Raw genomic sequence first — 23706 nt, 5'->3', positions numbered from 1 at the left:
AACATCGGGTCGCTTATTTCCCGTGGAGGTCGCGGATCAGGATATTGCGGAACACAACCTCGTCGCCGTGATCCTGCAGGAGGATGTGCCCGTCGGCCCATTCGCCGAACCCGGGGATGTCGCGAAACTTGCTGGCCGCGACGGCTTCGCGAAAGGCGGCCGAGCCGCGCTCGAATTCCACGGTCTTCCTGCCGTTCAGCCAGAACGTGACGGTCTTCCCTTGCGACAGTATCCGCACGTGATTCCATTGGCCGATCGGCGCAGGGACCTTGTCCTTTGCGGCCGGAATGAGGTCGTACAGCGAACCGATGGTCCGGTTGCCGTTGCGTCCCAATTTGGCGTCGGGATGACGCTCATCGTCCAGCAACTGGAACTCGAGGCCGATCGCCGAACCCACCGCGGCCGGCTTGCCCGTCACTTTGTCGATCGGTGCCAGATTCGGCTGGGTGAAGATCTTGACCCCGCTGTTCGCGCCGGGCGTGAGCCGCGCATCCAGCGTGAGCTCGAAATCGGCATAGCGCTTGCGGGTGATGATGTCGCCGCCGCCGCGCGATTCCTCGCCACCTTTCCCCGCCATCGTCAGCAGGCCGTCGCAGGTCCGCCATCCATGTTCCGGGAACCTGTCCGATTTCACGCTGCGCCAGGCGTCGGTGGAGGTGCCGTCCCATAACACGGTCCAGCCTTCCGCTTTTTGCTGGGGCGTCAGCGCCATGGCCGCCTTGGTGGCAGCACATGGCCCGGGTTGCGCCCGAGCGAAAGGCGAGGCGGAAAACATCGTGGCGGCGAGAATGGCCGCGAACATTCGGTAGCGAGGCATTACAGTCTCCATGTGTACGAAACGCTGAACAGCAGGCCGCAAGCACAACATGTGGAAACCCGCAATCGATTCCCTACCCGGATAACGGAATAAATGACAAGACGCTATCCACGGGCGCATTTGTCAATACCAAGGATTCGATGTAATCCCGAGTTAATGCACCACGATGCTGACCGGCACTCATTCATTCACTCTATTTCAATAAAATAGTTAGAACCAATGTTTTGTGTATATCGATTGGTTCAAAAAAGGTATTGGTGATGACCTTTTAATGACAAATGAGTCGAATTCGGCTGCCGCGAATTACGGCGTCCGGAAACAGCGGCAGCGGCCCTGCTGATCAATCACTTGGCAGGCATGATCGGCCTGGTCGCCTTCCCGTCTGCTGGACCTCGAGCAGGCCGGGCTGACCGTGACAAATATCACGCTGACATGCACTTGCTCGACTTGATACAAGAAAAAGTGTGCGCAGGATCAGGCTGCGCGGCCGGAACGCTCCGGCCGAACTGCGTGCTCGGGAGGGAGCGGTTCAGACGGGTGTTTCTGCCCCGGCGTTGTCGGCAGGCTGTTCCTGCTCCGGCTGCTGGGCGGCGAGCATCCGGAATGACTTCGGCGTACAGCCGAATTCTTCCTTGAACAGCTTGTTGAAATATGGAACATTCGAGTAGCCAACCAAATACGCGATTTCCGACACGGCGGCGCTGCTTTTCTGAGTCAGCAGCCTGGATGCCTCAGTCAGCCGCAGTTTATTCACGTAAGCGGTGAAGGTCATGCCAAGTTCGGATTTCAGCACTTCATTGATTTTGTAGCGGTTCGCGCCGGTCCCTGCCGCCACGGCTTCGAGATCCAGTTTGGGGTCGGTATAAGTGCTGGCGATATACCGCAAGACCGATGCTTTTTCCTTGTCCTTGTACGGTTCCAGGGTTAGCTGGCGATAGGCGACCAGGGGCAGATTGGTCTTCATTTTCGTATCCACGCTGGCCAGCAGCGCGCGCGAATGGGCCAGGAAAAACCACACGCCGAATGCCACCCAGCCACCCAGGACAATGACCGCCAGCGCGGCCAGGTAGCGGTAATCCCGGCCATGCAATACCAGTTCGCTGATCTCGAGATACCCGTCGACATTGCGTGGCGTGGCCATGCTGGTGCCGAACAGGATTTTCGGGACCTTGTCCAGTTTATAGCCCTGGCGCGCCAGGTCCAGCTTCATCGCAGGAAACCACCATTCGGGAATCAGCAGCCGGGCCAGGTCGAGCGTCACCGGCATGCCCTGTTCATTGCATGAAAAATACGTTCTGGGTGGACGGTAGGTTGCGAACTGGCCCGGCTTGGAGATTTTTTCATCGAAGGTGGACACCTCGAACGTCATCGACGTGGCCGGCGCACATTTGGCAACGAAGGTAATGGTGCGGAACCTCGACCAATCCTTGTGAATCGGCCGTCCTTTGTCGTCGTTGAAGGTCAGGTCGGCGGCAACAAAAGGAAATGGGGCAACATCCTTGAGCTTGAAGTCAAAGCGCAGCCGGTCGCGCGAGGCGTCGTGCAGCCGTACTGACGACGCTCCGCCCGTTGCCACATCGGAATACGTTCCGTAATGCCAGCGGGAGCTACCATTTTGCGCCGGTAACAGCGTCTGAGTCGGATACGTCCGGTAAACAAAAACCACCGCCACCAGCGCGTCCACGAGAAGCAGGACAATCAGCGCCAGCAGCGCGTTCTTATAGAACTCTTGCATATAGTAGGGACCTAAGCTTTCTCGGCGCCACACGTATTGACGGCTACGGTCCCGGCATCATAACAGGCGGCATATCGATGGTCCCAGCAATTTTTGCGGCACCGGCTCGGCCTTCATGTCCTCGACCCACTCAAGAAATCGATCGTCCCCGGCGCTACCTCACGGCGCGGACGGCACGAACGTGACGATGACGCGTCCGTAACGGGTCAGCGCCGGACTGCCCTTGTCGATCACCTTGACGATGAAGTGGGCGGTCTCCGTCTTGCTGACCACTGGCGCCTGCCCCCAGACGGTATGATGGTTTTCCGCATACCCCAGCTTGATCTCGGCCCGGTAGCTGCCCGCTTCGGGATACTGGAACCACAGGTAGCTCAAGCTGTCTCCATCGGGGTCGGTGCTGCCGGCGGCGCTCAGCATGAAGCCTTCGCCGGATTTGACGGTCAGCCGAGCCCCAGGGCTGAGCTTGACGATTGGCGGATGATTCGCCCCCTTGTATGGCCTGGTGCTCCACGCCATTCGCGCTGCGAAATCGTTCTGGAAATCCTTGCGCCAGCGCCAGATGGTGGTCCTGTACCCGGTGGAGACCTTGTCGTGGGGGTGCACGGTGCGGCCGAAGTCGCTGTGGACCATCGGCCGGTAACTGTCCACGGCATTGGTCCAGATGGCATGAGGCTCTTGCAATACAGGTACGTTGCCAGTGAAGCCTTCCGGATTGGTATCTTTCAACGCAGGCGTGTAGAACTCGTAGCGCCCGCCCCAGCCGCCCCAGTCCGGATGCTCGGGTGCGTTCAGGCCGTTCGGTATCAAGGACAGGAAGGATGGCGTATCGCCCTCGACGCCAAAAGAGACATCCGGATACACCGCACCCAGCGGCCCATGCCCCTGTTGAATATGCGTGGCGATCCAGTCGTTGCTTATTTCCGTGCTGTCGAAGCCGGGCTCGGTCGAGTGCATGCCGGTCCAGGTGCCATTGCCATACCCGCCCGGGCTGACGATGTAAAACAGATCGGGAAACTGGGTGCGTATCCAGAAACCGGAATCGTCCTGATCGGAGATCGTGTAGACGCGCAACTTCTTCACCAGGCGAGCCACCTGCTCCGGTGTCCTGTCGTGGCGAATCCGATACAACGCTTGCGCAAGCGTATTGGCGCCGCCCCAGACAGCAACCCATAGGGGCCGCGTATCATTTTTCTCCAGGGCCTTGATGATGGCGTCCGATCCCGGCGAGTCCTTGCCGTCGCCGACACCTTGCATGCCGTAGACTGGCGAGCCGGAGCGCACCACGGCGTTGAGTGCCTGCGCTTTCGGAAACCCCGGTTCGTGCTTCAACAGGTTGGGTTGTACCCGGCCGTAGGCGTCGATGATCGCATGGACGGATTCCGGGGCGATGCGCGACTTCTGATGCGTCGAGGTCGTGGCGACGATGCCTTCGATATCGATCTGGTTCGCGTATAGAAGCAAGCGCACGAGCGACTGGCTGTCATCGGGATCGGCCTCGATATCGGTGAGGACAATCAGGCGTTGTCTGGGTTCGGCAGCGCCAAGGGCAGGCACGCAAACCAGGAAGGCCGTCAGCATCGCTGTCATTGAAAGTAATCGCATCATCTCTGTTTTGCTCTGTATTGAATCGGGGCCTGTCTCGCTGGCCGGGCTGTGTGCAGGACCGGAACTGAACCCGCCCAAACGAAACGGCCCGGCGAAGAACGCGCCGAGCCGGACCGCATCCGCTACAAGCCACTCACGTCATGCGGATGTGCGTGTGGCAGCTTACCGGTTTGCGCCCTTCACCAGCGCATCGAGCAGGTCCGGGTCGAGGACTGCGTTATTGCGGCCCCGATCGATCAGGCCGCCCACATCCCAATAGAACGGTAACAAGCCATGGCCCGCTGCCGACCTGGTGACGTAGTTGATATAGTAGACGCGCGACTTCTTATGCAGGGCCAGTGCATCGCCCGTCAGATTGGTGCGCAGCATTGCGGCATACTCGCCGAGCACGACCGGAATGCCCTTGTCGACAAACTGCTGCCTGATCTTCGAGAACTGGTCATCGACATAAGCCTCTTCCATCTGGTCGGCATTGTGGGCGGTGTCCGTGGTCGAATGATTGTCCTTGCCCCAGTAATAGAATGCATGGCCCCACCATTCATCTTTTTCCATTAAAGTAAATTGCCACGGGTAGAAATGTACCTCATACATCAGCTTATTGCTGACAGTGTCGGTCGGCATGGCGGTCCACATCGTCGCTGATTTATCGATGTCCACGGCCGGTCCCTGCACCACCAGGACACGGTAGGCATTCTTGCCGCCCGTGGCGCGCACCGCATCGATGAAGGTCTGGTGGTAGGACATGAGCACCGGCATCTGGTTGGGCGTATCGACAGCCGGCTCGTTGGCGCCGGCAAATATCAAATGCTCGTCGAAGTCGCGCATTTGCGTGGCAATCTGGGTCCAGAACGCCTTTTGTTTCTCGTTGACGGCCACTTGCTTGTCGGGCTGAACATTTCTTTCGAGCCAACCGCCATCCCAATGGATGTTCATGAGCACATACATCTGGTTATCGACGCAATATTTGACGACTTGCTTGACGCGGTCCATCCAGGCCTGGTCGATCTTGCCGGTCTGTTGGTTGGCGTACTGGTCCCAGGCAACCGGGAGCCGGATGGCGTTGAATCCGTCCGCCTTGGCCGCCTTGATCAGCGCCTCGGTGACCGGGGGATTGCCCCAGGCGGTTTCTCCGCCGGTCGCCTCCATCGTGTTGCCAATATTTAACCCCAAACGAATCTTGCTGGCAAGCTGGACAGCGGTGCTGCCCATGCCGCTAGCATCGGGCGCGATCGGATTCTGGTTGTAATCGGGAAAGAGACCCGCGGCCGGCGTTGTTGGAGCCGGCGTTGTTGGAGCCGGCGTTGTCGGAACCGGCGTCGGCTGGGCTGGCGTGGTTGGCGCTGGCGTCGTTGCGGTTGGCGTCGTCGGCGCCGACGCCGCAGGCTTCGTGCTGGCCGCGCCGCCGCCACAGCCAACGTTTAATGACAGGATTCCAACTAATATCAGTAGACGGCTGAGCTTCAAAATAACCTCGAAATATTCATGCTGACAAATTACCCGTTGGCCTCGAATATTTTTCCGGCCAAGCGTCAACATACCGAGGTCCGCGCCACGGCCGTTATCGCTTCCCCCGAAATTGCTAGCAAAAAGCGAAAAATTGCACAACTTGGGGATTTACAGCTACGGCTTGGGCGAGCGGATCGTCATGCTGCGTAAGTCCGATAACAGGACGCTGTCGACGTCGCGTGCCCGCGCAAGCCGCCGCCGCCGCAGGGCGAATGCAAGGAAGTGCAGTATCAATGCGATTTTCTGCACCTTGTAAATGTCTTCACCGCTAGCGTAATTTCGGTCCTTACTCTTCCCGACCCCCTGGGATAGACTTCGCCGGTTTGCTGGACCGGCGCGCCAGCTGTGGCGCCGGTGGACGCATGCGTCATGGCGGCCTTCTTCAGCACTGATGCATCGACGCGCCAAAAAACATACGACTTTCATGGATACCACTGAGTGAACATCATCAAACATAGCCTCGCCGTTCTCGGCCTGATCGCGGCACCGGCTTTTGCCGCCAACCAAGTCAGCATCAGCATCGACGCCAGTCGACCCGGCCCTGTCATCAGCAAGAACGTCTACGGCCAGTTCGCCGAGCAGCTCGGCACTGGCATCTACGGAGGCATGTGGGTCGGCACGAAGTCGAACATCCCCAACACCCGTGGCTGGCGCAATGACGTCGTCGGCGCGCTCAAGGCGTTGCATGTGCCGCTGGTGCGCTGGCCGGGCGGCTGCTTCGCCGACACCTACCATTGGCGCGATGGCGTCGGTCCGCAGGACAAGCGCCCGAGCAACATCAGCGATGGGCGCGTAGAGGAGATCAACGCCGTCGGCACCCACGAATTCTTCGACCTGATCGACATGCTGGGCGCCGACGCCTACATCAACGGCAACGTCGGTACCGGCAGCGTGCAGGAGATGGCCGATTGGGTCGAGTACATGACGGCGGACGGCGGCTCGCCCCTGGCCAGGCTGCGCGCCCGGAACGGGCATGCAAAGCCGTTCAAAGTCGCCTACTTCGGTATCGGCAATGAGTTGTGGGGCTGCGGCGGCAACTTGAAGCCCGACTACTACGCGAACCTGTACAGTAATTACGAGAATTTCCTGAGGGCGCCCGGAAATTCGAGGCCGAAGATGATTGCCAGCGGCGGCAGTGGTTTCGACACCGCCTGGACCGACGTCCTGAGCAAGGAACTGAAAGGCCGAACGGTGGGGATCAGCGTCCACCAGTACACCATCGCGGGCACCACCTGGGAGGGCAAGGGCAAGGACCTCGGCTTCAAGGAAGACGAGTGGATCTCGACCCTCGCCAATACCTTGAAAATGGATCAGCTTATCAAGGATCACGTGGCCGTACTGGACAAGCACGATCCCGAGAAGAAGATCGGGCTGATGATCGACGAGTGGGGCACCTGGTATGACGAAGCGGGTGCCAGAAGCGCCTTGTTCCAGCAGAATTCCCTGCGCGACGCGCTCGTGGCGGCGCTCAACTTCCACATCTTCCATGCTCACGCGGAGCGGGTCCCCATGACCACGATCGCCCAAATGGTCAATGTCCTGCAGGCGATGATCCTGACTGACAAGGAGAAGATGGTCCTGACCCCGACCTACTACACGTTCCAGATGTATGTGCCGTTCCAGGATGCCAGGTCGCTGCCGCTGGCAATCAAGGACAACACGAGCTACACCATGGGCGCAACGACCATTCCGGGGGTGAGCGCATCGGCGTCGCTTGCCAAGGACGGCAAGGTGTATCTGGCACTGGTCAACACCGATCCGCACAAGGCGGTCGATGTCGCCGTCGACGTCGCCGGCGCGAAGGTAAATGCTGCGGCCGGCAAGGTACTGACCTCGGCCGCGATGGATGCGCACAACACGTTCCAGAATCCGCAGGTCATCAAGCCGGCAGCGTTCAGCGCGCGTGCCGCGGGCGGCAAACTATCGATCAAGGTGCCCGCAAAGGCCGTGATCGTGGTCGCGCTGGAGGAGTAGACGCCGCGCGCGCAAGGGCATGGTCGCCCATCCCGAACAGGAGCGGCGGCAGCTCGCCGCTCCCGCAACGGACGCCGCAAGGGCGTCAAACGTCAATCAATCGACCTTGTATTCGGAAACGTATGCGTTCAACACCGGAATCCAGTTTGCCCCCGCCCGCAACCGAAGGGCAGCCGTCGTTGCGGCCCGAGAAACGGCGCTATGCGTTGGGTGTCGTGCTGCTCATCCATCTTGCCTTGCTGATCGCCATGCTGCTGTCGCCCGCGCGCCGCCCCGCGCCTCCACCGCCGCGCGCCCTGGAAACGGCCCTGATCGAAGAGAAAGTACCGGAAGAAAAAATTCCCGAACCTGCGCCCGCCAATATCGCCCCACCCACCCTCGCGCCGCCGCCCCTTCTCGTCCCGCCGCCGCTGCCAGTGCCCGACGTCGTGCCCGACGCTGTCCGGGCTCCGGCTCCGGTTCCCGCTCCCGCTCCCGCTCCGGTGCCTGCTCCGGCCCCGGCGCCGGCCGCGCCCCCCGCCCCGGCCCCACTCGCGAAGGAGGTCGTAGCCAGCGCGCCTCCCAAGCTGTTCGAGGAATGCGCCGAAGCGTCGGATCGGCATATTGTCGCCGACGTATATCGCCTCGCTGCCGGCAACCAATCGGTGTACGACATGCGCGGGCGTAAGCCGATCAAGCGCGTTTGCCTGGCCCAACTCGATATCGTGCCGCGCTCCTTCCGCGAAGGCTTTCCCGGTATGGGCTCGACGATCGAATGGTTCGGCCTGGATATTCGCTTTACCGTCAATATCGCCGAAACCGCCACCTGGGAGCTGATGCTGCTGGCCGACGATGGTGCCGTTCTCAGCATCGACGATGAAAACGTGATCGACAACGACGGCATCCACGCCCCGACACCCGTGGCGACCAGGATCAAGCTGGAGAAAGGCTTGCACAATTTCCGCCTGCGCTACTTCCAGGGCCCGGGCCCGGATCTTGCGCTGATGCTTGCGTGGAAAAAGCCCGGCGCGGCCGAATACAGCTATTTGCCGCGCAGCCTGATAGGGCGGCCGCCAGCCGGCACGCTGCCGCCGATCCGCCCGAAGGAATAATCAGGGCAGCGCCACGTTCCATACCTCACTTCCGACATTCATGAAAAAGACACACCGCCCCGCTCTCGTTCTCTTGTCCGTACTGGCGTCGCTGCCCGCGGCGTCATTCGCGCACAACCCGATTATTCAAACGATGTATACGGCCGATCCGGCACCCATGGTCCATCAGGGCACGCTCTACCTGTTTTCCAGCCACGACCAGGATGTCGGCGAAAAAAACAACTTCAACATGAAGGACTGGGTGCTCGCCACGACGACGGACATGGTGAACTGGACCCAGCATGGCGCGATCGCCTCCCTGCGGGATTTCGCCTGGGCCGCCAAGGAGATTTCCGGCTGGGACGGTTTTGATAATGGCGCCTGGGCGCCCCAGGTGATCGAGAGGGATGGCAAATGGTATCTCTACGCCCCGGTGCAAGGCCGGGGCATCGGCGTGCTGGTGGCCGACAATCCCCTCGGCCCGTACACCGATCCCATCAAGAAACCACTGATCGCCGGCCACGCCGGCGGCCTGTACGACAGCATCGATCCGACCGTCTACATCGACGACAAAGGCCAGGCCTATCTCGCCTGGGGCAATCCGAATCTGTGGTCGGTGAAGCTGAACAAGGACATGATTTCCTACGACACGAGCGTCGGGGAGAATGGCATCATTCGCCATCCGATGACCGTCAAGGCGCTGGGCGAGCGCAATCCTCCGGACACACAAGGCACGACGCTTCCGAAGCACGCCTTGCGCGGCACGTCCTACGAAGAAGGTCCCTGGCTCTATCAGCGCAAGAATCTCGCCTACCTGTTTTTTGCAGGTGGTCCCATCCCCGAGCATCTCGCCTACGCCACCGGCCCCACACCGGAAGGCCCGTGGACCTACGGCGGCGTCGTCATGACCCCGCAAAGTGCGTTCACCAACCACCCGGGCGTGGTCGATTTCAAGGGCAAGACCTATCTCTTCTACCACAACGCCGCGCTTCCGGGAGGCGACGGTTTCAAGCGTTCCGTGGCCGTCGATGAGTTGAAGTTCAACCCGGACGGCTCGGTCCCGATGGTGCAACCGACCAGGGAAGGCCCGGCACCGGTCGCCACCCTCGATCCCTACCAGCGCGTCGAAGCCGAGACCATTGCGTGGTCGTCCGGTGTCAAGATCGAACCCAGCAGCGCCGGCGGCCAGAATGTACGAAACATCCACGACGGGGCCTACATCCAGGTGCGCAATGTCGATTTCGGCGCGCCCGGCGCGCGCGCCTTCATGGCCAGCCTCTCCAGCACGGCCAAGCCGAAGCAGGCCACCGGGGCGACGATCGAGATTCGTTTGGGCAAGCTCGACGGCCAGCTGATCGGCACGCTGCCGGTCTCGGGAACCGGCGGCCAATGGAAGCGACAGTCCACCCGGATCTCGGGCGCCTCCGGCGTCCAGGATGTCTTCTTCGTGTTCCGCGGTGCGGCCGGCGAAGAACTGTTCAAGTTCGATTACTGGCAATTCGCGCACCACGACCTGCCCGCGGACCGCGCCTCCGGCGCGTCCCGGCCCGGCCCGGCGGCAAAGGCGGATCGTGCCCATAATCCCGTGATCTGGGCCGACGTTCCGGACATCGCAGTCATCCGGGTCGGCAAAACCTACTACATGAGCAGCACGACGATGCACATGAGCCCGGGCCTCCCGATCATGAAATCGACGGACCTGGTCAACTGGAGCATGGCCTCGTACGCCTATGACACCCTGGCCGACAACGAAGCCTTCCGCCTCGAAAACGGCAAGAACGCCTACGGTGAGGGCTCCTGGGCCAGCAGCCTGCGTTACCACGACGGCATGTTCTATGCCTCGACTTTCTCCGCCACCGCCGGAGGACGCACCCACATCTTCGCCACGCGCGATCCCGGGCGCGGCCCGTGGAAAGAGACGAGTTTCGAGCCCGCGCTGGGTGACCACAGCCTGTTTTTCGACGACGACGGTCGTGTCTACATGGTGTTCGGGGGCGGCCGCATCTCGCTCAGGGAGCTGAAACCCGATCTGTCCGGATTCAAGCCCGGCGGCGTGAACAAGGTCATCATCGAAAACGTCAACGCCCTCTTCGGCGCCGACCAGGGCGGGCTCAAAGCCGAGGGCTCGCAGCTTTCCAAGATCAACGGCCGCTACTACCTCTTCAACATCGCCTCGCCCAAGACCCGCTGGGCACGCACCGTCATCGTCCACCGCGCCGACAAGATCGACGGTCCCTACGAGGGCCGCATCGCGCTCGATGATCGCGGTATCGCCCAGGGCGGCCTCATCGACACCCCGGAAGGCAAATGGTATGCCTATCTTTTCAAGGACAACGGCGCCGTCGGTCGCGTCCCCTACCTCGTGCCCGTGACCTGGCAGGACGGCTGGCCCGTGCTCGGCCAGGACGGCGAGGTGCCCATGACGCTCGACATCCCCGCCGGCCGACAGGGCCGCTCGGGCGCATCCGGCATCGTCGCCTCCGACGAATTCGACCGCTCGCCCGGCGCCCCCGCCCTGCCCCTCACCTGGCAATGGAATCACAATCCCGAGCCGCGTAACTGGTCGCTCACCAAGCGCCCCGGCTACCTGAGCTTCGTCACCAGCCGGGTCGATTCCAGCCTGCCCGAGGCCAGGAATACCCTCACCCAGCGCACCTTTGGCCCTGACAGTTTCGCCACCACCAGCATCGACGTGAGCGGCATGAAAGACGGCGACTGGACCGGCCTTGCCGCCTTTCAGAAAAAATACGGCTTTGTTGGCGTAAAGATGAGCGACGGCGCCAGGTCGCTCGTCATGGTGAGCGCCGACTCCGGCCAGCCCGAGGAGGTCGCCTCCATTCCCCTTTCCGGCAAAACCGTTCACCTCAAGGTCGAATGCGAATTCCAGTCCGCGCCTGACGATGCCCGTTTCGGCGTCGACGAGAATGGCGCCCAGAGCTATGGCATACCGGGGGCGCCTGAAGTCGCCCGCTTCTCCTACAGCCTCGACGGCAAATCCTGGACCCCGATCGGGCGTCCCTCGCGCCTTACCTACACCTTCCCGCACTTCATGGGTTACCGCTACGCGCTCTTCTATTATTCGACGCAGACCGCCGGCGGCCGCGTCGACTTCGACTACTACCGGATCGGTCAAAGCGGGGGCTCCCGCTGACCGCGTCCGGCGGAAGGCATTATCGCGCCGGCTCGCGCGCGTCCTTTTTGCATGCATCCCGGAATGCCTTCGGGGTGCATTGGTATTCTTGCTTGAAGAGCTTGATGAAATACGAGGAGTTTCGGTAGCCGACCGAATAGGCAATTTCTGCAATACTGGCACCGGTGTTTTCCACCAACAGGCGCGCTGCTTCGGTCAATCTGAGCTTGTTCACGTAACCGATGAAGGTGTAGCCTGTTTCCGCCTTTAATATGTCGTTGACCTTATTGCGGTTGACACCGGTTTCCGCCACCACGGTCTCCAGGTCCAGTCCTGGATCCGCATAACGCGTCGCCAGCAATCGCAGAATGGCGGATTTTCCTTTTTCCCGGTGTGTCTCCAGCGCCAGCTGCTGGTACGCCACCAGCGGCACGTCCTTCTGCATCCGCGCATGAAGGTCATTGGCCAACACCACGGCGTACTGCCTGACGAACCAGAACCCGAAACCAGCCCAGGCGACCGTCAGGAATGCGGCGAGAAAATACAGGTAGCCATATTTCCGCTCGTGCAATTCGATGTTCGCGATTTCGATACGCGACGGGATGCCGACGCCGCTGGCGGTGCTGGTGCCCACTTCGATCTGCGCAACCTTGGCCAGCGAGTAGCCCAGGTCGGATGGGTTGAGCTTGTTCGAGTCGACCCACCATTGCGGAACAGTCAAATGCGCCAGATCGAGTTCGGCATGAGCCCCGTCCTGATCGCAGTTAATGTATGCCGACGGCGAACGGTAGGTCATCAGATCATCCACTCTGGACAGCTTGTCATCGAAGGTGGCCAGGCTGATCCGGATGGTACCGGCGGGGAGGCAGCGTGCCTCGACACTGATCTTGTCGAATCTGGACCAGTCGAGCAATGCCGGTTTACCGTTGCTGTCTCTGAAGAGCAGGCCGCTCGATACATAGGGTCTGGAGCTGCTGCCTGACAGGACGAACTCCATGATCAGGCGCGCGGCATCGACTCGCGCATCCAGGCTGGTTGTCGCGTCGTTGCCTTTGTGCGTTCGCAACTGCCAGGAAAAATCTGCCTGCCCAAACAACGGGACGCGGTGATGGCTGCGGCTGACGCAAACATACCCGGCCAGTGTACTGATACCGAGAAGCAGGACCAGCCGGACCAATGCTTTTGAATATAGCGGGTGCATGTCAATGAAGGTGGCAGGCCCGACAGTGGCGAACCGGTGGCCTGGCGGTCAAGCCGCATACAAGCGAATAAAGCCGGTCCGCACCGGGCCCGGCTTGTCGACGCGGAGGCAGGGGCGGCCCCGCAGGCGGGGCCGCCTTTTCCTTTAGTACGTGTAACGCAGGCTCAGGCGGAAGCTGCGGCCCGGCTCGAACCAGGCGCGGGGCATGTTGCCGATGCCTTGCTGCTGCGTCTGGCGCACGACCATGTCCGTCAGGTTGCTCGCCGAGAAGTTGCCCGAGATGTGCTCGTTGAACCTGTAGTCCACGCCAAAGTCCAGCTGGCCCGTCGCTTCCTGCCAGGTCGGCAGGCCGTAGCCCACGTCCGTCGGCGCCGTGCCGCCGTTCGCGGCGGCGCGGTCCGGATCGGCACTCGTGGCGTTGTCACCGCCCGTGCCGTTCGCACCCACGCCCTGCAGGAACCGGCTGCGCCAGCTATAGGCCAGACGTGCCGACAGCGGACCGCGGTCATACAGGAACATGAGGTTGTACGCGTTCTTCGACAGGTACAGGATCGGCAACGACGTGAACGGCAGGCCGTTGGTGTCGCAGCCGTACAGGCTCAGCGAGCTGTTGTTGAACGATCCGTTCGCCGGGCAATACTTCTGGGTGAACGGATGGTACAGGTCCTGCTTGCTGTCGATGTACGTGTAGTTCGCCGAGATGCCGAAGCCCTTGGCCCAGTCCGGCAGTATGCGGTCCAGCCCCGGCACATTGTTGAAGTAGGTCTGGCCCGCCAGTTCCAGGCCCGTCACCGAACCCTTTGCGACGTTGTCCGGCCCCGTGATCAGGAACGCCTGGTCGTTGCCCGCCAGGCTCTTGTAGGTCCTGGTGAATGCCGTGTTCAAGATGATGTCACGCACATTCTTGCGGAACACGGCCATGGTCAGCGACGAACCGTTGCCCGGATACCATTCGAGCGTCCAGTCGAAGTTGCTGGAGCGGACCGGCTTCAGCTTGGCGTTACCCCGGTCGTTGCCCGTGTAGCTGATGCTCTTGATGGTGCCGGCCTCGGCGCCGGTGCCCGACGTGATGTTCTGGTTCAGGTTGATGTACTCGTTCAGGTTGTCGAACGGCGGACGGTACATCGACTTGGCGAACGCGAAACGGGTTTGCAGCTTGTCCGTCAGGTCGGCCTTCAGGTTCAGGCTGGGCAGCACGTCGACGTACTGCTGCGACGCATTCACCGGATCCTTGATCGCGGCGAAGCGCGGGATCACATCCGACGCGTTCGAGCCATACGTCGGATTGAAGATCGTGAAGCCGTGGGACTCGCTGCGCGTGTGGATCACACGCACGCCGAGGTTGCCCTCGACGGGGAAACGCAAGTTGTCGAAGCCGAAACGCAGTTGGCCGTAGGCGGCTTCGGTGCGTTCCTGCTGGCTGCTGGTCTGGGCCGGATCGTCGTTGTAGGCCAGCGGTTTCCAGCCGCCATCCGCGGTCGAGCAATCATTGTTGGTGCCATAGTATGCGTTGCCGTCCTGGCACTGCATCTGCAGGGCCGGGATGAGTTTCGCATTATTGGCCAGGTTCCGGACGAAGGCCGGGTCCGGAACGACCATCATTGGCACCTGGGGAATCTTGCCATTGAAGAAAGTCGGGAACGTATACGAGGACGTTTGCACCAGGTTGCCGTAGCGCGGATCGCTGAAGTAACTGACGTTGGGGCGTGCTTGCCAACCCTTGTCCGCGAGCAGAGGCAGAGTGCCCGGCACCTTTGTCGCGTTGACGGACCATGGCTCGGCAATGCTCTTCCAGCCGCCGATGCCACCGGAGGCGTCGGAGCGGACCGCCGTACGCTTGGTGAGGCGCACGCCAAAGCGCAGGTCGCGCAGCACGTCGTCGTCGAAGTGGAAACGCGCGTCCGTCTTCCAGGCATACAGGTCGCCCCTGGCCTTGGTCATCGACGGCATCATGAAGCTCATGTAGTAGTTGTCGCGATTCGCCAGGAAGGCGCGGTCATTGTCGTCGAACGTCACCTTCGGCAGACTGCCCGACAAGTCGATGCCCAGGTTCGGCACGAACGTGCCCAAGGTCATGACGTTGCCCTCGCCGCTGTTCGTCGCATGCACCCACTGCAAGTCGCTCTGGATGGCCCAGCGGTCGTTGATGTTCCACTTGAAGTTCCAGGCGATCTCGCGCGTCTGCGATTTGCTGGTGTCGAAGCCGGTGTCGGACTGGTAACCCAGGCCACCGGCCGCGAAGCTGTTCGCGCCCACGCCGCCGATCGGGTAAGTGTAGAGGCCTTTCTGCAAGATGCCGTTCTGGTTGAAAACCGGATCGAGCGGCTTGACCAGGTACGGCGACTCGACGGCCGTAAACGTGGCGTTCTCGGTGTTGGCCGACCTGTAACCGGTATGGAAGTACGTCAGTGCCGATTCCATGCCGTTGTTCTTCCACTGCAGCGCGCCATAGACACCGGCACGGTCGACCTGGCTCGTATTGGTGCGGAAAGACGCGGACTTCGGGATCCAGACGGTCTGGCTGTCAACGATGTCGGTGCGTGGGAAATACGCATCCACCTGAACCGTATCGTTGTGGGAATTGGTGCGGTTGGCAGACAGGTCGATCAACGCGCCCCATTGCCCGGTGCGGGTATTCCACCGCTTCGACACCAGGGCCGACAGGCCCGGCGACTTCTTGCTGCCCAGGGCGTTGTAGTTGCCGTTCACCGACAGGGCGACCTTGCCGTCCTTGTAGTCGAATGGCAGCGCGGTACGCAGATCCACCTGACCGCTGACGCCGCCTTCGACCAGCTCGGCGGGCGGATTCTTGTGCACGACCACTGCGGACATGAGTTCCGGCGGGATGTCGCCCCAGCTCAGCTCACGGCCCGGATAGCCGGCCGAGAACGATTCGCGGCCGTTCAGCGTGGACGAACCCCAGGTCAGGCCACGCACCGAAATGCCCGAACCTTCGACCGAGAAGTGTTCCGGGTCGCCGCGCGAACGGTTGCGGTCGATCGTCACGCCCGCGACGCGCTGCAGCACTTCGGTGATCGACTTGTCCGGCAGTTTGCCGGCCTCTTCCGCAACGACGGCATCGACGACTTCCTCGGCGTTCTGCTTGAGTTTTTGCGCCGACTGCATGGCGGCGCGCTGGCCGCTCACGACCACCGTCTGCGTAGGCGGGTCGCCGGCCGGCGCCGTTTGCGCATGCGCCGCGCCGCCCCAGGCCAGTGCGGCCTGCGCCACCGCCAACGACAGCGCGGTCATCTTGATCGGTTTCCTCACGATCTTCGTCTCAATTCTTGTCATTATTTATATCCTTTTATTAAATACCTTGGTCGCCGTCCGCGGTCATTGGAAGGTGATGGGGCCGGTCAGCGTGAGTTGGGTCGAGTAGGTCAGCTTGTCCGTACCCGCGGTCGCCATCGAGGCGTTCGCGCTCACTGCGGAGAATTCGACTTGCGCGATCGGGTAATCCTGCAACTCGGTCCAGAGGTCGAGTCCCGTCAGGCCGCACGATTCCGCAATCGTGAACTTGTCCTTGAGATCGACGCTGTAGCTCGTGGCGGCTGCAGCGGTCGGCATTACCGTCGCGTGCAGCTTCACGTTGCAGGCCTTGCCGTCCTTGACGGCGAAGTGGCCGAGGTACAGGTTGATATCGACCCCGTTGTTGCCGTTGCCGAACCATTCAGGGTTCTGCGCGAGCTTGAACTTCAGGGCCGTCTGGGCATCGATCCGTGCGCCAGCGGGCGTGTCGCCGTTCTCGACGAGCTTCGCCAGGCCACCCGCGAGCAGCTTGACGCCCATGTAGCCACCCAGTCCATTGCCGGAATCCGGCTGGATGTTGTAGTACCAGGTGAAGCTGCTGCCGTCGGTGGGCACGGTGCGGCCGCACCAGTTCGTGGCACACCACCAACCGTCCGCGCTGCTGCCGGCGTAGGTCTCGATGCTGCCCGACTCATTGGTCTGGTCGGTGCTCTTGTAGCCGCTCAGGAACGTCAGCGCATCCGCTTGCGCGGTGCCGATCGGGATGCTCCGGACAACCGTGCCGGGGGCATAGATATCATCGACGACCTGCGCCGTGATCTTGCACAGCCCGTTGTCGACCTTGGTCATCGTGTTGCCGCTGACCGTGCAGACCGTGGGCGTGCTGGACGTAAAGGTAACGGCTTTGCCGGCAATGCTGGTCGTGGCGACCAGCGGAACCGGCGTCGAATCCAGCGGTAGCGCCCCTGGATTGCGGAAGATCACCGTCTGCGACCGTTTGGGGATGCCGAAAATCTGGTTTTCCGAGGCGGGGGTGTAGCCGTTGCCACCCGCCTGGTTTGCGGTCACCGAGCACTCGCCCGCTTTGATCAGCGACAGCGTAGCGCCGTTGACGGTGCAGATATCCGGCGTATTCGACGTGAAGGTCACCTCGCCACCTCCGCTCGCCGTCGCCGTCAGCTGGACGGTCGCGACCTCGGGCGGGGCGGCGAGCGTCGGTCCGCCCACGAATGGGAACGAAATGGATTGCGCCTTCGCGCCGTCGCTCGAACCGCCGCCGCCGCTGCAGCCGGCCAACAACATGCCGCAGGCCAGTCCGACTGCCGTCAGCTGGAATCTCATGGTTTGTCTCCTCATTGGAATCTTCCTTTCTTTTTTGTTTGCTGAAGTTGCTCGGCACCGGCTGCGCCGATGACAAGAAAAGATTGCTCCCTGCCCGCTTCGCTCGACATTCGCGGCAGGGAGGTTGGTACTGGTCAAGGATGAACGGACTGGCAGAGCGTCGCCGGCGTTATGAAATCGTTTTCAAAAACGCGAAAAAAAACAGCGCGCCATGATGTACGCCGGGACGGCGAAAGGTTTGCGGACCGGTTGCTGCTGCATGCAATGAGCCTGAGGTGCACGTCTTGTCTCCCTGCTTTTATTATCGATACCGGTCAACCAGCTGCTTCGATGGCGCCGTATCGACATATCTTGATCTTTATATATTTGAAACAATTGCCCCCGTGCTGGGCCGCTCCGAAAAAAGGGGCAGCCAAAGCTGCCCCATAAAACCGCTGCGGAAACCCGCCACGGAGGAGAGCGAACGTGTGTGAAGCCCAGGATCGTCTGCGGCCGGGAGGCGGTTGCGGAGCCCAACCCATGTGTGAAGCATAGGCCGTCCCTCATGGGCAACGATATCGCCGGTAATCGAATTTCTTGCACTCCGCAGAAATTGCAAGGAATGTCAGCTAGAGTAAAAATCGGCCGTGACGGGTGGCGTCGGTCAGGCAAGCGGGCCGGAAGAATTGGCTGCCACGCCACAGGCCGCTCGTGGAACCAGGGAGCGGATGACCGGCGCGCCCCGCATCGACTTTGTTGCATTTAAGAAATATCGCGTGGATGCGGTGGACTGGAGCGCCGACCACCTGCCTGCCCGGGATGCCCGGCTCGAAGAAATACATTGCCTGCCGCTGCTCCAAAAGCTGCCACGCAGGCATGCGCGCGAGGGGGGACGATCTGGATCGACTGGACCGGCCAGCATAAGCCGGGGCCATGCTCGACACGGCAGCGACTTCATCACGTGCAAGATGGCGAAGGGACTCGATGCACGCGGCCTGACGACACCGGCGCTCCGGTTGCAAGCTGCGGTTCAGATCGAAAGACCGCTGCGGCACGTTTGCGGTGCCGCAGCGGTCATTGGCGGCGTCTGGGACGTATGACTCAGTTGGTGTAGATCAGACCGCGGCCGGCGCCACTGAAGTAGACGCGCCCGTAGGTGTTCCAGTCGCCCGCCATCGCGCCGATGCCGCCGTACTGGTGCGCATCATCGTTGAAGCGCGCCCAGGTCGCACCACCATCGTCGGAGTGGTACAAGCCCCATACGCCATTCATCGTACCCACGACGTAGATCGCGGCCGAGTACGGGCTGCCCGCCTGTGCCTTGCCCAGGGCGATCACGCTGGCGCCATGCAGTTGGCCCCGCGCGCCGTCGTCACCGACCGTCGCGAAGCCGTTCAGCCTGGTCCAGGTCGACCCCGAATTGGTCGAGTGGTATACGGCGTTGCCGTCGGCCAGCCAGAGGTCACCCTCGACGTTCGGGTTGACCACCATCGACGTGAGATCAAAGGCGTTGTGATACAGGTTCGCCGACACCGAGCCCTGGCTCAGCGTGAAGCTGTGGCCGCCATCGGTCGCGACGTAGACCTTGCCCGCCGGCCCCCAGAATGCGCCCCCCGAATCGTAGGCATAGACCTTTTTCGGATTCTTCCGGTCGACGACCAGGCGATAGCCGTTAGCCCAGCCGCCGGGGTTTGCCGGCGCCGGCAGGTTGGTCGCGGTCCAGCTCGCGCCATTGTTCGTGGTATAGGATGGCACCGAGCCGGACGGCGCCCAGATCACGTTGTTGCGCGACGTGGTCACGATACTCCCGTTGTCGGAATCGTTCGCTGCCGCGCCCGCAGGCAGGGTCGCGAAGTTCGACCACGAGTTGCCGGCGTCGCCGGACCAGAAGCCGAAGACGCTTTTTGGTTGAGTTGCGTTGTTGAGGCCGGCACCGACGATGTAATTCGGATCAGACCACAGCACGTCCGCGTAGTTGCCGTTGTTCCAATCAGCGAGAGGGCCCCTGGTCGGCGTCGTCGCGAGGTCGGTCTGGACCCATGTCCCGATGTCGCCTGCGCTGTTGACGAACTTGTACGGCGCGCCGGCCGGCGGCGTGACGACGGCCAGGGTGGCGGTCTCCTCGAGGTTGTTGTTCGGGAAATCCCAGCTCGGCGTGGCCGACGACGCGTTCCAGGTTTCCCAGACGCCGCCGCCGGTGACGTGCATGATGTGGTCGCGGTTGGCTGGATCGATCTCGATGTCGTCGATCCAGCCCCAGAACTGTCCGCCGTAATGCAGCATGCCGCCCGCGATTTCGCGCCAGGTGCTGCCGCCGTTGTCGGACAGCTGGACGACAGGACCGGCGGCGCTCCAGGTCCCGGTCACGGCCAGCGCGATACGGGCCGTCGAGCCGGTGCCGTACACGGACACACCGCCGTAGCCGCCGCCGGTCGTGATGCTGGAGAGCTGGTTCCAGGACTCATTGCCGGCCACGCCACCGAACTTGTAGAGGTAGCCGGGACCGCCGGCGCCCTCGCCGGCGTTCTGGTTGAATACCACATAGTACATGCCGTCGCTGGCACGCACCATGTGCGGGACGTAGTAACCGGACACGTTCGACGGGACCGACACCGGCGTCCACGAAAAGCCGCCGTTGACGGACTTGTACAGGGTCGAGGTCAGGCCCGCCACCTGGCCGTAGTCCGGCGCGACGGCGGCATACATGATCCAGGTCGTCTGGCCGCCACCCACGTTCGAGTTGTCGAACATGATCTGCTCGACGCCCTTCACGGCGCCGATCGCCTGGATCTGGGCGCCCGTGAGCACGGTGCTCGACAGAGCCGTCTGGGTCCACGTCTGACCCGAGTTCGTGCTTTTCCACAGGCCGGCCGTGCGCGAGGCGTAGAACATCGTCGACGGATTGGTGGGATCGAGCTTCAGCCGTTCGCCGATGGCCCGGCCGCCTTCATTGCCACCCACCGGGAAAGGCAGGTCGTAGTGCGTCCAGGTGAGGCCGCGGTTGCTAGAGGCATAGATACGGCCGTTGGTCGGGTTGCCGCCGCCGTCTTTCGTATACACGCCGGTCACCAGATAGACGAGCTGGTCGTTGGCCGGATCGAGGGCAATGCTTTCGACGCCGTGAAACTCGCTCTCGCCCCCGCTGAAACCGATACCGTCGGTGATGGGCGTCCACGACCCGTTTGAATCATTCCAGCGGTAGGCGCCGCCGATGTCGGTGCGTGCGTACATGAGGCCCGCGGTCGTCGGATGGTAGACGAGACCGGTGACGTAGCCGCCACCGGCCCACTTCACGCTCGTATAACTGGTGGCCGAGCCGGTGGTGGCGGCGAGGGCCGGTGCGGTGCCGGACGCGCCGGGGGTCGTGCTGCCCCCGCTGCAACCGGCAAGAAGCGCCGCGACCAGCGTCGGGACGATGAAATTATGCTTCCGAAACATATTGTCTCCTCAAACAGGATTGGCTTGACGTTTTCCGGTAGCGAACGTAGCTCCGCCGCGCTGGCCGGCGCCACAATCGTTGCGGAAGTCAGCTTCAAAAAACGCCCGGTTCAACGCACTTACTGGATAGACGTAACGCCGCTGTTCAGCGCCACGTCGGCCTTGCTGCAATCCCCGCTATCCAGGCCGGCCCGGGCGGCACTGAGCCTGAAGCTCAGGATCACGTCGTGCACGCTGCATCCCAGCTCCTGGCGAAACACGGCGTCGAGCGTAGAACGCGACACGCCCACGTATTGGGCCACCTGTTCGGTCCTGATGCCCTGGCACGCATACTGGCGGATGAAGTGGCGCGCGCGCATCACGTTCGGATGCTTGATCAGCTGGTACTGGCTGGACGCGTGCACGTTGATGCCGGCCGGCGGCACCACGATCGGCGTCTGCGGCGGGCACACCCCGTGCAGCATCTGCCCGATCAGACGGGCGGCCGCGCGCCCGATATCCTGCGCGCCCTGGATCACGGAACTGAGCGGTATGCGGGTGAGCCTGCGCACCAGCGGGTCGTTGTCGATGCCGATGATCGCCACCTGTTCCGGCACTTCGATGTTGGCGATAATGCAGGCCTGTATGAGCTGGCGTGCACGCGCGTCCGTGACGGCGATGATGCCAACCGGTTTGGGCAAGCGGCGCAACCAGTCAATCTGCCCCTGGACCGCCTCGTCCCACGAATGGACGCTGGTTTCGCAGCCGCGGAATATCTCCGCTTCAAGGCGGTCGCCCTGCATCAGGCTGCGGAAGGCATTCTCGCGCTCCTGCGCCCAGCGGCTTTCCGCGGTGGCGGGAACGCTGAACATGGCGAAACGCTGCAGGCCGACATCGATCAGATGCTGATGTGCCAGTTCGATCAGCTTGATATTGTCGGTCGCGACGTAGGGCACACCGGCCGGGTAATTGGACGGGTCGCCATAGGAACCGCCAATTGCGACCACCGGTACGCTACAGCGCGACAACGCTTCTGCCACGGCTGGATCGTCAAAGTTGGCGATAACGCCGTCGCCCTGCCAGTGCTCGATGCCCGCAAGGCGCAATCGGAAATCTTCTTCCAGGAAGATATCCCAGGCCGCCCCCGTACTTCCAAAATAGGCGGCAATGCCGGCAATGACTTCGTAATCGAATATCTTGTTCGCGTTGAATAACAGTGCGATCCGCTGTACTTTCGTCGTGTCCATTTTATTTGTGTGTTTGGAAAGCATTTCCGAAACCTCAGCGGGCCGATTCCCAGCACCGGCTGGGTGCCGGGTTCGGGCACCGTGGCGAACGGAAGACGGTCGCGGAATCGGGGCCGTGTGTGAAACATAGGCCGTTCCGCATGGGCACCGATATCGCTGTCAAGCGAATCTCTTGCAAACCGCAGAAATTGCAAGCGATGTCAGCCACAGTAGAAATCGGCCGTGGCGGCCGGCGACATGGAGACTGGCAGGGGTGGGATGACCGCGCCTCGCGGTCCAGGATGGCAGCGGTTCAGCCGCCATGTTCAGGCGCGTGGTTGCGACGGAGCGCTATCGGCGGGCTGTTCCTGCTACGGCTGCTGGGATCCAGCTGCCTCGACCAATTTTCACTGTGGTCAAGATTGCTTGCAATTTCTGCGGATTGCTAGAAATTCGATTGCCGCCGATATCGTTGTCCACGACGGATTGCCTATGCTTCAGGCCCAGGCCAGGTTCCGCTACCGCCCACGGCCCCGGACGCAAAATAGGCGGCCAATGCCCGACCTTGCAATTGCGGCGGTCACGGCAAGCGTGCTGGCCGCCCACACGAACGCAAACTTTCAAACATCCGCATAATGATAGGAATCAAGATGAACACCAAACGCACGGCGCAGCTCGTGTTAGGCGTCTTGCTGGGTGCCGCCGCCTACGGCACTAGCTGGGCTCAAAAGGCCGAGGGCCTGGCCAGCACCCCGCAAATGGGCTGGAACAGCTGGAACAAATTCGCCTGCGAAATCGACGAGCGCCTGATCCGCGAGACCGCCGACGCCATGGTCAAGCAGGGCTTGAAGGACGCCGGCTTCCAGTACGTGAACATCGACGATTGCTGGCAAGGCCAGCGTGACACCGACGGCAATATCCAGCCCGACCCCAAGCGCTTCCCATCCGGCATGAAGGCGCTGGCGGACTATGTACATGGCAAGGGACTCAAGCTGGGCATCTACTCGGACGCCGGCGCGACCACCTGCGGCGGCCGTCCCGGCAGCCGCGGCCACGAGTATCAGGATGCGCGGACCTATGCCAGCTGGGACATCGATTACGTCAAGTACGATTGGTGCAACACCCCGAGCATGAACGCTGAAGCGGCCTACACCACGATGCGCGACGCGATCGCCAAGGCGGGCCGTCCGATGCTCTTCAGCTTGTGCGAATGGGGCATGAGCAAGCCCTGGGAGTGGGCCGGCCAGGTCGGCCATTCGTGGCGCACCACACCCGATATCTATAATTGCTTCGACTGCGAATTCAGTCCCGGCCTCTCGACCGGTCTGGGCGTGCTGCGCATCCTCGACAAGCAAGCAGGCCTGCGCAAGTTCGCAGGGCCCGGCCACTGGAACGATATGGACATGCTCGAAGTGGGCAACGGCATGAGCGAGGATGAAGACCGCGCCCATCT

14 protein-coding genes are annotated in these 23706 nt (G+C 62.0%); 5 read left to right on the top strand and 9 right to left on the bottom strand.

The window, feature by feature from the left end; all coding sequences use genetic code 11:
- Positions 1 to 13: 13 nt before the first annotated feature.
- The 4 genes from QPK29_RS22560 to QPK29_RS22545 form a co-directional block, all read right to left on the bottom strand.
- Positions 14 to 802, bottom strand: coding sequence for a 3-keto-disaccharide hydrolase (locus QPK29_RS22560; protein ID WP_371771179.1), 789 nt, complete (start codon positions 800 to 802; stop codon positions 14 to 16).
- Positions 803 to 1346: 544 nt separating this feature from the next.
- The gene (locus tag QPK29_RS22555) at positions 1347 to 2552 is read right to left on the bottom strand and encodes a helix-turn-helix domain-containing protein (protein ID WP_371771178.1); all 1206 of its coding nucleotides are present in this window, start codon (positions 2550 to 2552) and stop codon (positions 1347 to 1349) included.
- Positions 2553 to 2711: 159 nt separating this feature from the next.
- Positions 2712 to 4130, bottom strand: a complete 1419-nt coding sequence (locus tag QPK29_RS22550) for a nucleoside hydrolase-like domain-containing protein (protein WP_371771177.1) — start codon at positions 4128 to 4130, stop codon at positions 2712 to 2714.
- Between the two features lie 189 nt (positions 4131 to 4319).
- Positions 4320 to 5693 carry a glycoside hydrolase family 5 protein gene (locus QPK29_RS22545; protein WP_371771176.1) on the bottom strand — a complete coding sequence of 458 codons (1374 nt, stop codon included), beginning with the start codon at positions 5691 to 5693 and terminating at the stop codon, positions 4320 to 4322.
- A 408-nt stretch (positions 5694 to 6101) separates the two neighbouring features.
- On the opposite strand from QPK29_RS22545, the gene QPK29_RS22540 reads away from it, so the two are divergent.
- The 3 genes from QPK29_RS22540 to QPK29_RS22530 all read left to right on the top strand — a co-directional run bounded on the left by QPK29_RS22540 (position 6102) and on the right by QPK29_RS22530 (position 11858).
- Positions 6102 to 7637, top strand: a complete 1536-nt coding sequence (locus QPK29_RS22540) for an alpha-N-arabinofuranosidase (RefSeq protein ID WP_371771175.1) — start codon at positions 6102 to 6104, stop codon at positions 7635 to 7637.
- A 122-nt stretch (positions 7638 to 7759) separates the two neighbouring features.
- On the top strand, positions 7760 to 8728 hold the full coding sequence (locus QPK29_RS22535) for a PA14 domain-containing protein (RefSeq protein WP_371771174.1): 969 nt from the start codon (positions 7760 to 7762) through the stop codon (positions 8726 to 8728).
- A 40-nt stretch (positions 8729 to 8768) separates the two neighbouring features.
- Positions 8769 to 11858 carry a family 43 glycosylhydrolase gene (locus tag QPK29_RS22530; RefSeq protein WP_371771173.1) on the top strand — a complete coding sequence of 1030 codons (3090 nt, stop codon included), beginning with the start codon at positions 8769 to 8771 and terminating at the stop codon, positions 11856 to 11858.
- A gap of 19 nt (positions 11859 to 11877) precedes the next feature.
- Here QPK29_RS22530 and QPK29_RS22525 read toward each other — a convergent pair whose 3' ends face one another.
- From QPK29_RS22525 to QPK29_RS22515, 3 genes are all read right to left on the bottom strand, one after another.
- Positions 11878 to 13038 (bottom strand): helix-turn-helix domain-containing protein, encoded by a 1161-nt coding sequence (locus QPK29_RS22525; RefSeq protein WP_371771172.1) that lies wholly within the window; start codon positions 13036 to 13038, stop codon positions 11878 to 11880.
- Between the two features lie 144 nt (positions 13039 to 13182).
- A complete protein-coding gene (locus QPK29_RS22520) occupies positions 13183 to 16332 on the bottom strand; it encodes a TonB-dependent receptor (protein WP_160408911.1) in 3150 nt (1049 codons plus the stop codon).
- A gap of 42 nt (positions 16333 to 16374) precedes the next feature.
- Positions 16375 to 17631: a hypothetical protein gene (locus QPK29_RS22515; RefSeq protein ID WP_056125668.1), complete on the bottom strand. Its 1257-nt coding sequence runs from the start codon at positions 17629 to 17631 to the stop codon at positions 16375 to 16377.
- Positions 17632 to 18338: 707 nt separating this feature from the next.
- Between QPK29_RS22515 and QPK29_RS22510 the strand changes: the two genes are divergently transcribed.
- The gene (locus QPK29_RS22510; protein ID WP_160408907.1) at positions 18339 to 18710 is read left to right on the top strand and encodes a hypothetical protein; all 372 of its coding nucleotides are present in this window, start codon (positions 18339 to 18341) and stop codon (positions 18708 to 18710) included.
- Between the two features lies 1 nt (position 18711).
- Here the strand turns inward: QPK29_RS22510 and QPK29_RS22505 are convergent, their stop codons facing one another.
- Positions 18712 to 21048 (bottom strand): dockerin, encoded by a 2337-nt coding sequence (locus tag QPK29_RS22505; RefSeq protein WP_371771171.1) that lies wholly within the window; start codon positions 21046 to 21048, stop codon positions 18712 to 18714.
- Positions 21049 to 21167: 119 nt separating this feature from the next.
- Positions 21168 to 22274 (bottom strand): substrate-binding domain-containing protein, encoded by a 1107-nt coding sequence (locus tag QPK29_RS22500; RefSeq protein ID WP_400189832.1) that lies wholly within the window; start codon positions 22272 to 22274, stop codon positions 21168 to 21170.
- Positions 22275 to 22903: 629 nt separating this feature from the next.
- Between QPK29_RS22500 and QPK29_RS22495 the strand changes: the two genes are divergently transcribed.
- On the top strand, positions 22904 to 23706 hold an 803-nt coding region (locus QPK29_RS22495; RefSeq protein WP_400189831.1), incomplete at its 3' end, for a glycoside hydrolase family 27 protein.

It is taken from the genome of Massilia orientalis, from assembly GCF_030411975.2.
GTDB classification, from domain to species: domain Bacteria; phylum Pseudomonadota; class Gammaproteobacteria; order Burkholderiales; family Burkholderiaceae_D; genus Telluria; species Telluria orientalis.
This window is presented reverse-complemented; position numbering and strand designations above follow the sequence as displayed.

What these genes read in the sequence shown, in the direction of transcription:
- QPK29_RS22560 (WP_371771179.1), bottom strand. Translation starts at nt 802, where the DNA reads ATGTTCGCGGCCATTCTCGCCGCCACGATGTTTTCCGCCTCGCCTTTC.
- QPK29_RS22555 (WP_371771178.1), bottom strand. Translation starts at nt 2,552, where the DNA reads ATGCAAGAGTTCTATAAGAACGCGCTGCTGGCGCTGATTGTCCTGCTT.
- QPK29_RS22550 (WP_371771177.1), bottom strand. Translation starts at nt 4,130, where the DNA reads ATGCTGACGGCCTTCCTGGTTTGCGTGCCTGCCCTTGGCGCTGCCGAA.
- QPK29_RS22545 (WP_371771176.1), bottom strand. Translation starts at nt 5,693, where the DNA reads ATGTTGACGCTTGGCCGGAAAAATATTCGAGGCCAACGGGTAATTTGT.
- QPK29_RS22535 (WP_371771174.1), top strand. Translation starts at nt 7,760, where the DNA reads ATGCGTTCAACACCGGAATCCAGTTTGCCCCCGCCCGCAACCGAAGGG.
- QPK29_RS22530 (WP_371771173.1), top strand. Translation starts at nt 8,769, where the DNA reads ATGAAAAAGACACACCGCCCCGCTCTCGTTCTCTTGTCCGTACTGGCG.
- QPK29_RS22525 (WP_371771172.1), bottom strand. Translation starts at nt 13,038, where the DNA reads ATGCACCCGCTATATTCAAAAGCATTGGTCCGGCTGGTCCTGCTTCTC.
- QPK29_RS22520 (WP_160408911.1), bottom strand. Translation starts at nt 16,332, where the DNA reads ATGACAAGAATTGAGACGAAGATCGTGAGGAAACCGATCAAGATGACC.
- QPK29_RS22515 (WP_056125668.1), bottom strand. Translation starts at nt 17,631, where the DNA reads ATGAGATTCCAGCTGACGGCAGTCGGACTGGCCTGCGGCATGTTGTTG.
- QPK29_RS22510 (WP_160408907.1), top strand. Translation starts at nt 18,339, where the DNA reads ATGACCGGCGCGCCCCGCATCGACTTTGTTGCATTTAAGAAATATCGC.
- QPK29_RS22505 (WP_371771171.1), bottom strand. Translation starts at nt 21,048, where the DNA reads ATGTTTCGGAAGCATAATTTCATCGTCCCGACGCTGGTCGCGGCGCTT.
- QPK29_RS22500 (WP_400189832.1), bottom strand. Translation starts at nt 22,274, where the DNA reads ATGGACACGACGAAAGTACAGCGGATCGCACTGTTATTCAACGCGAAC.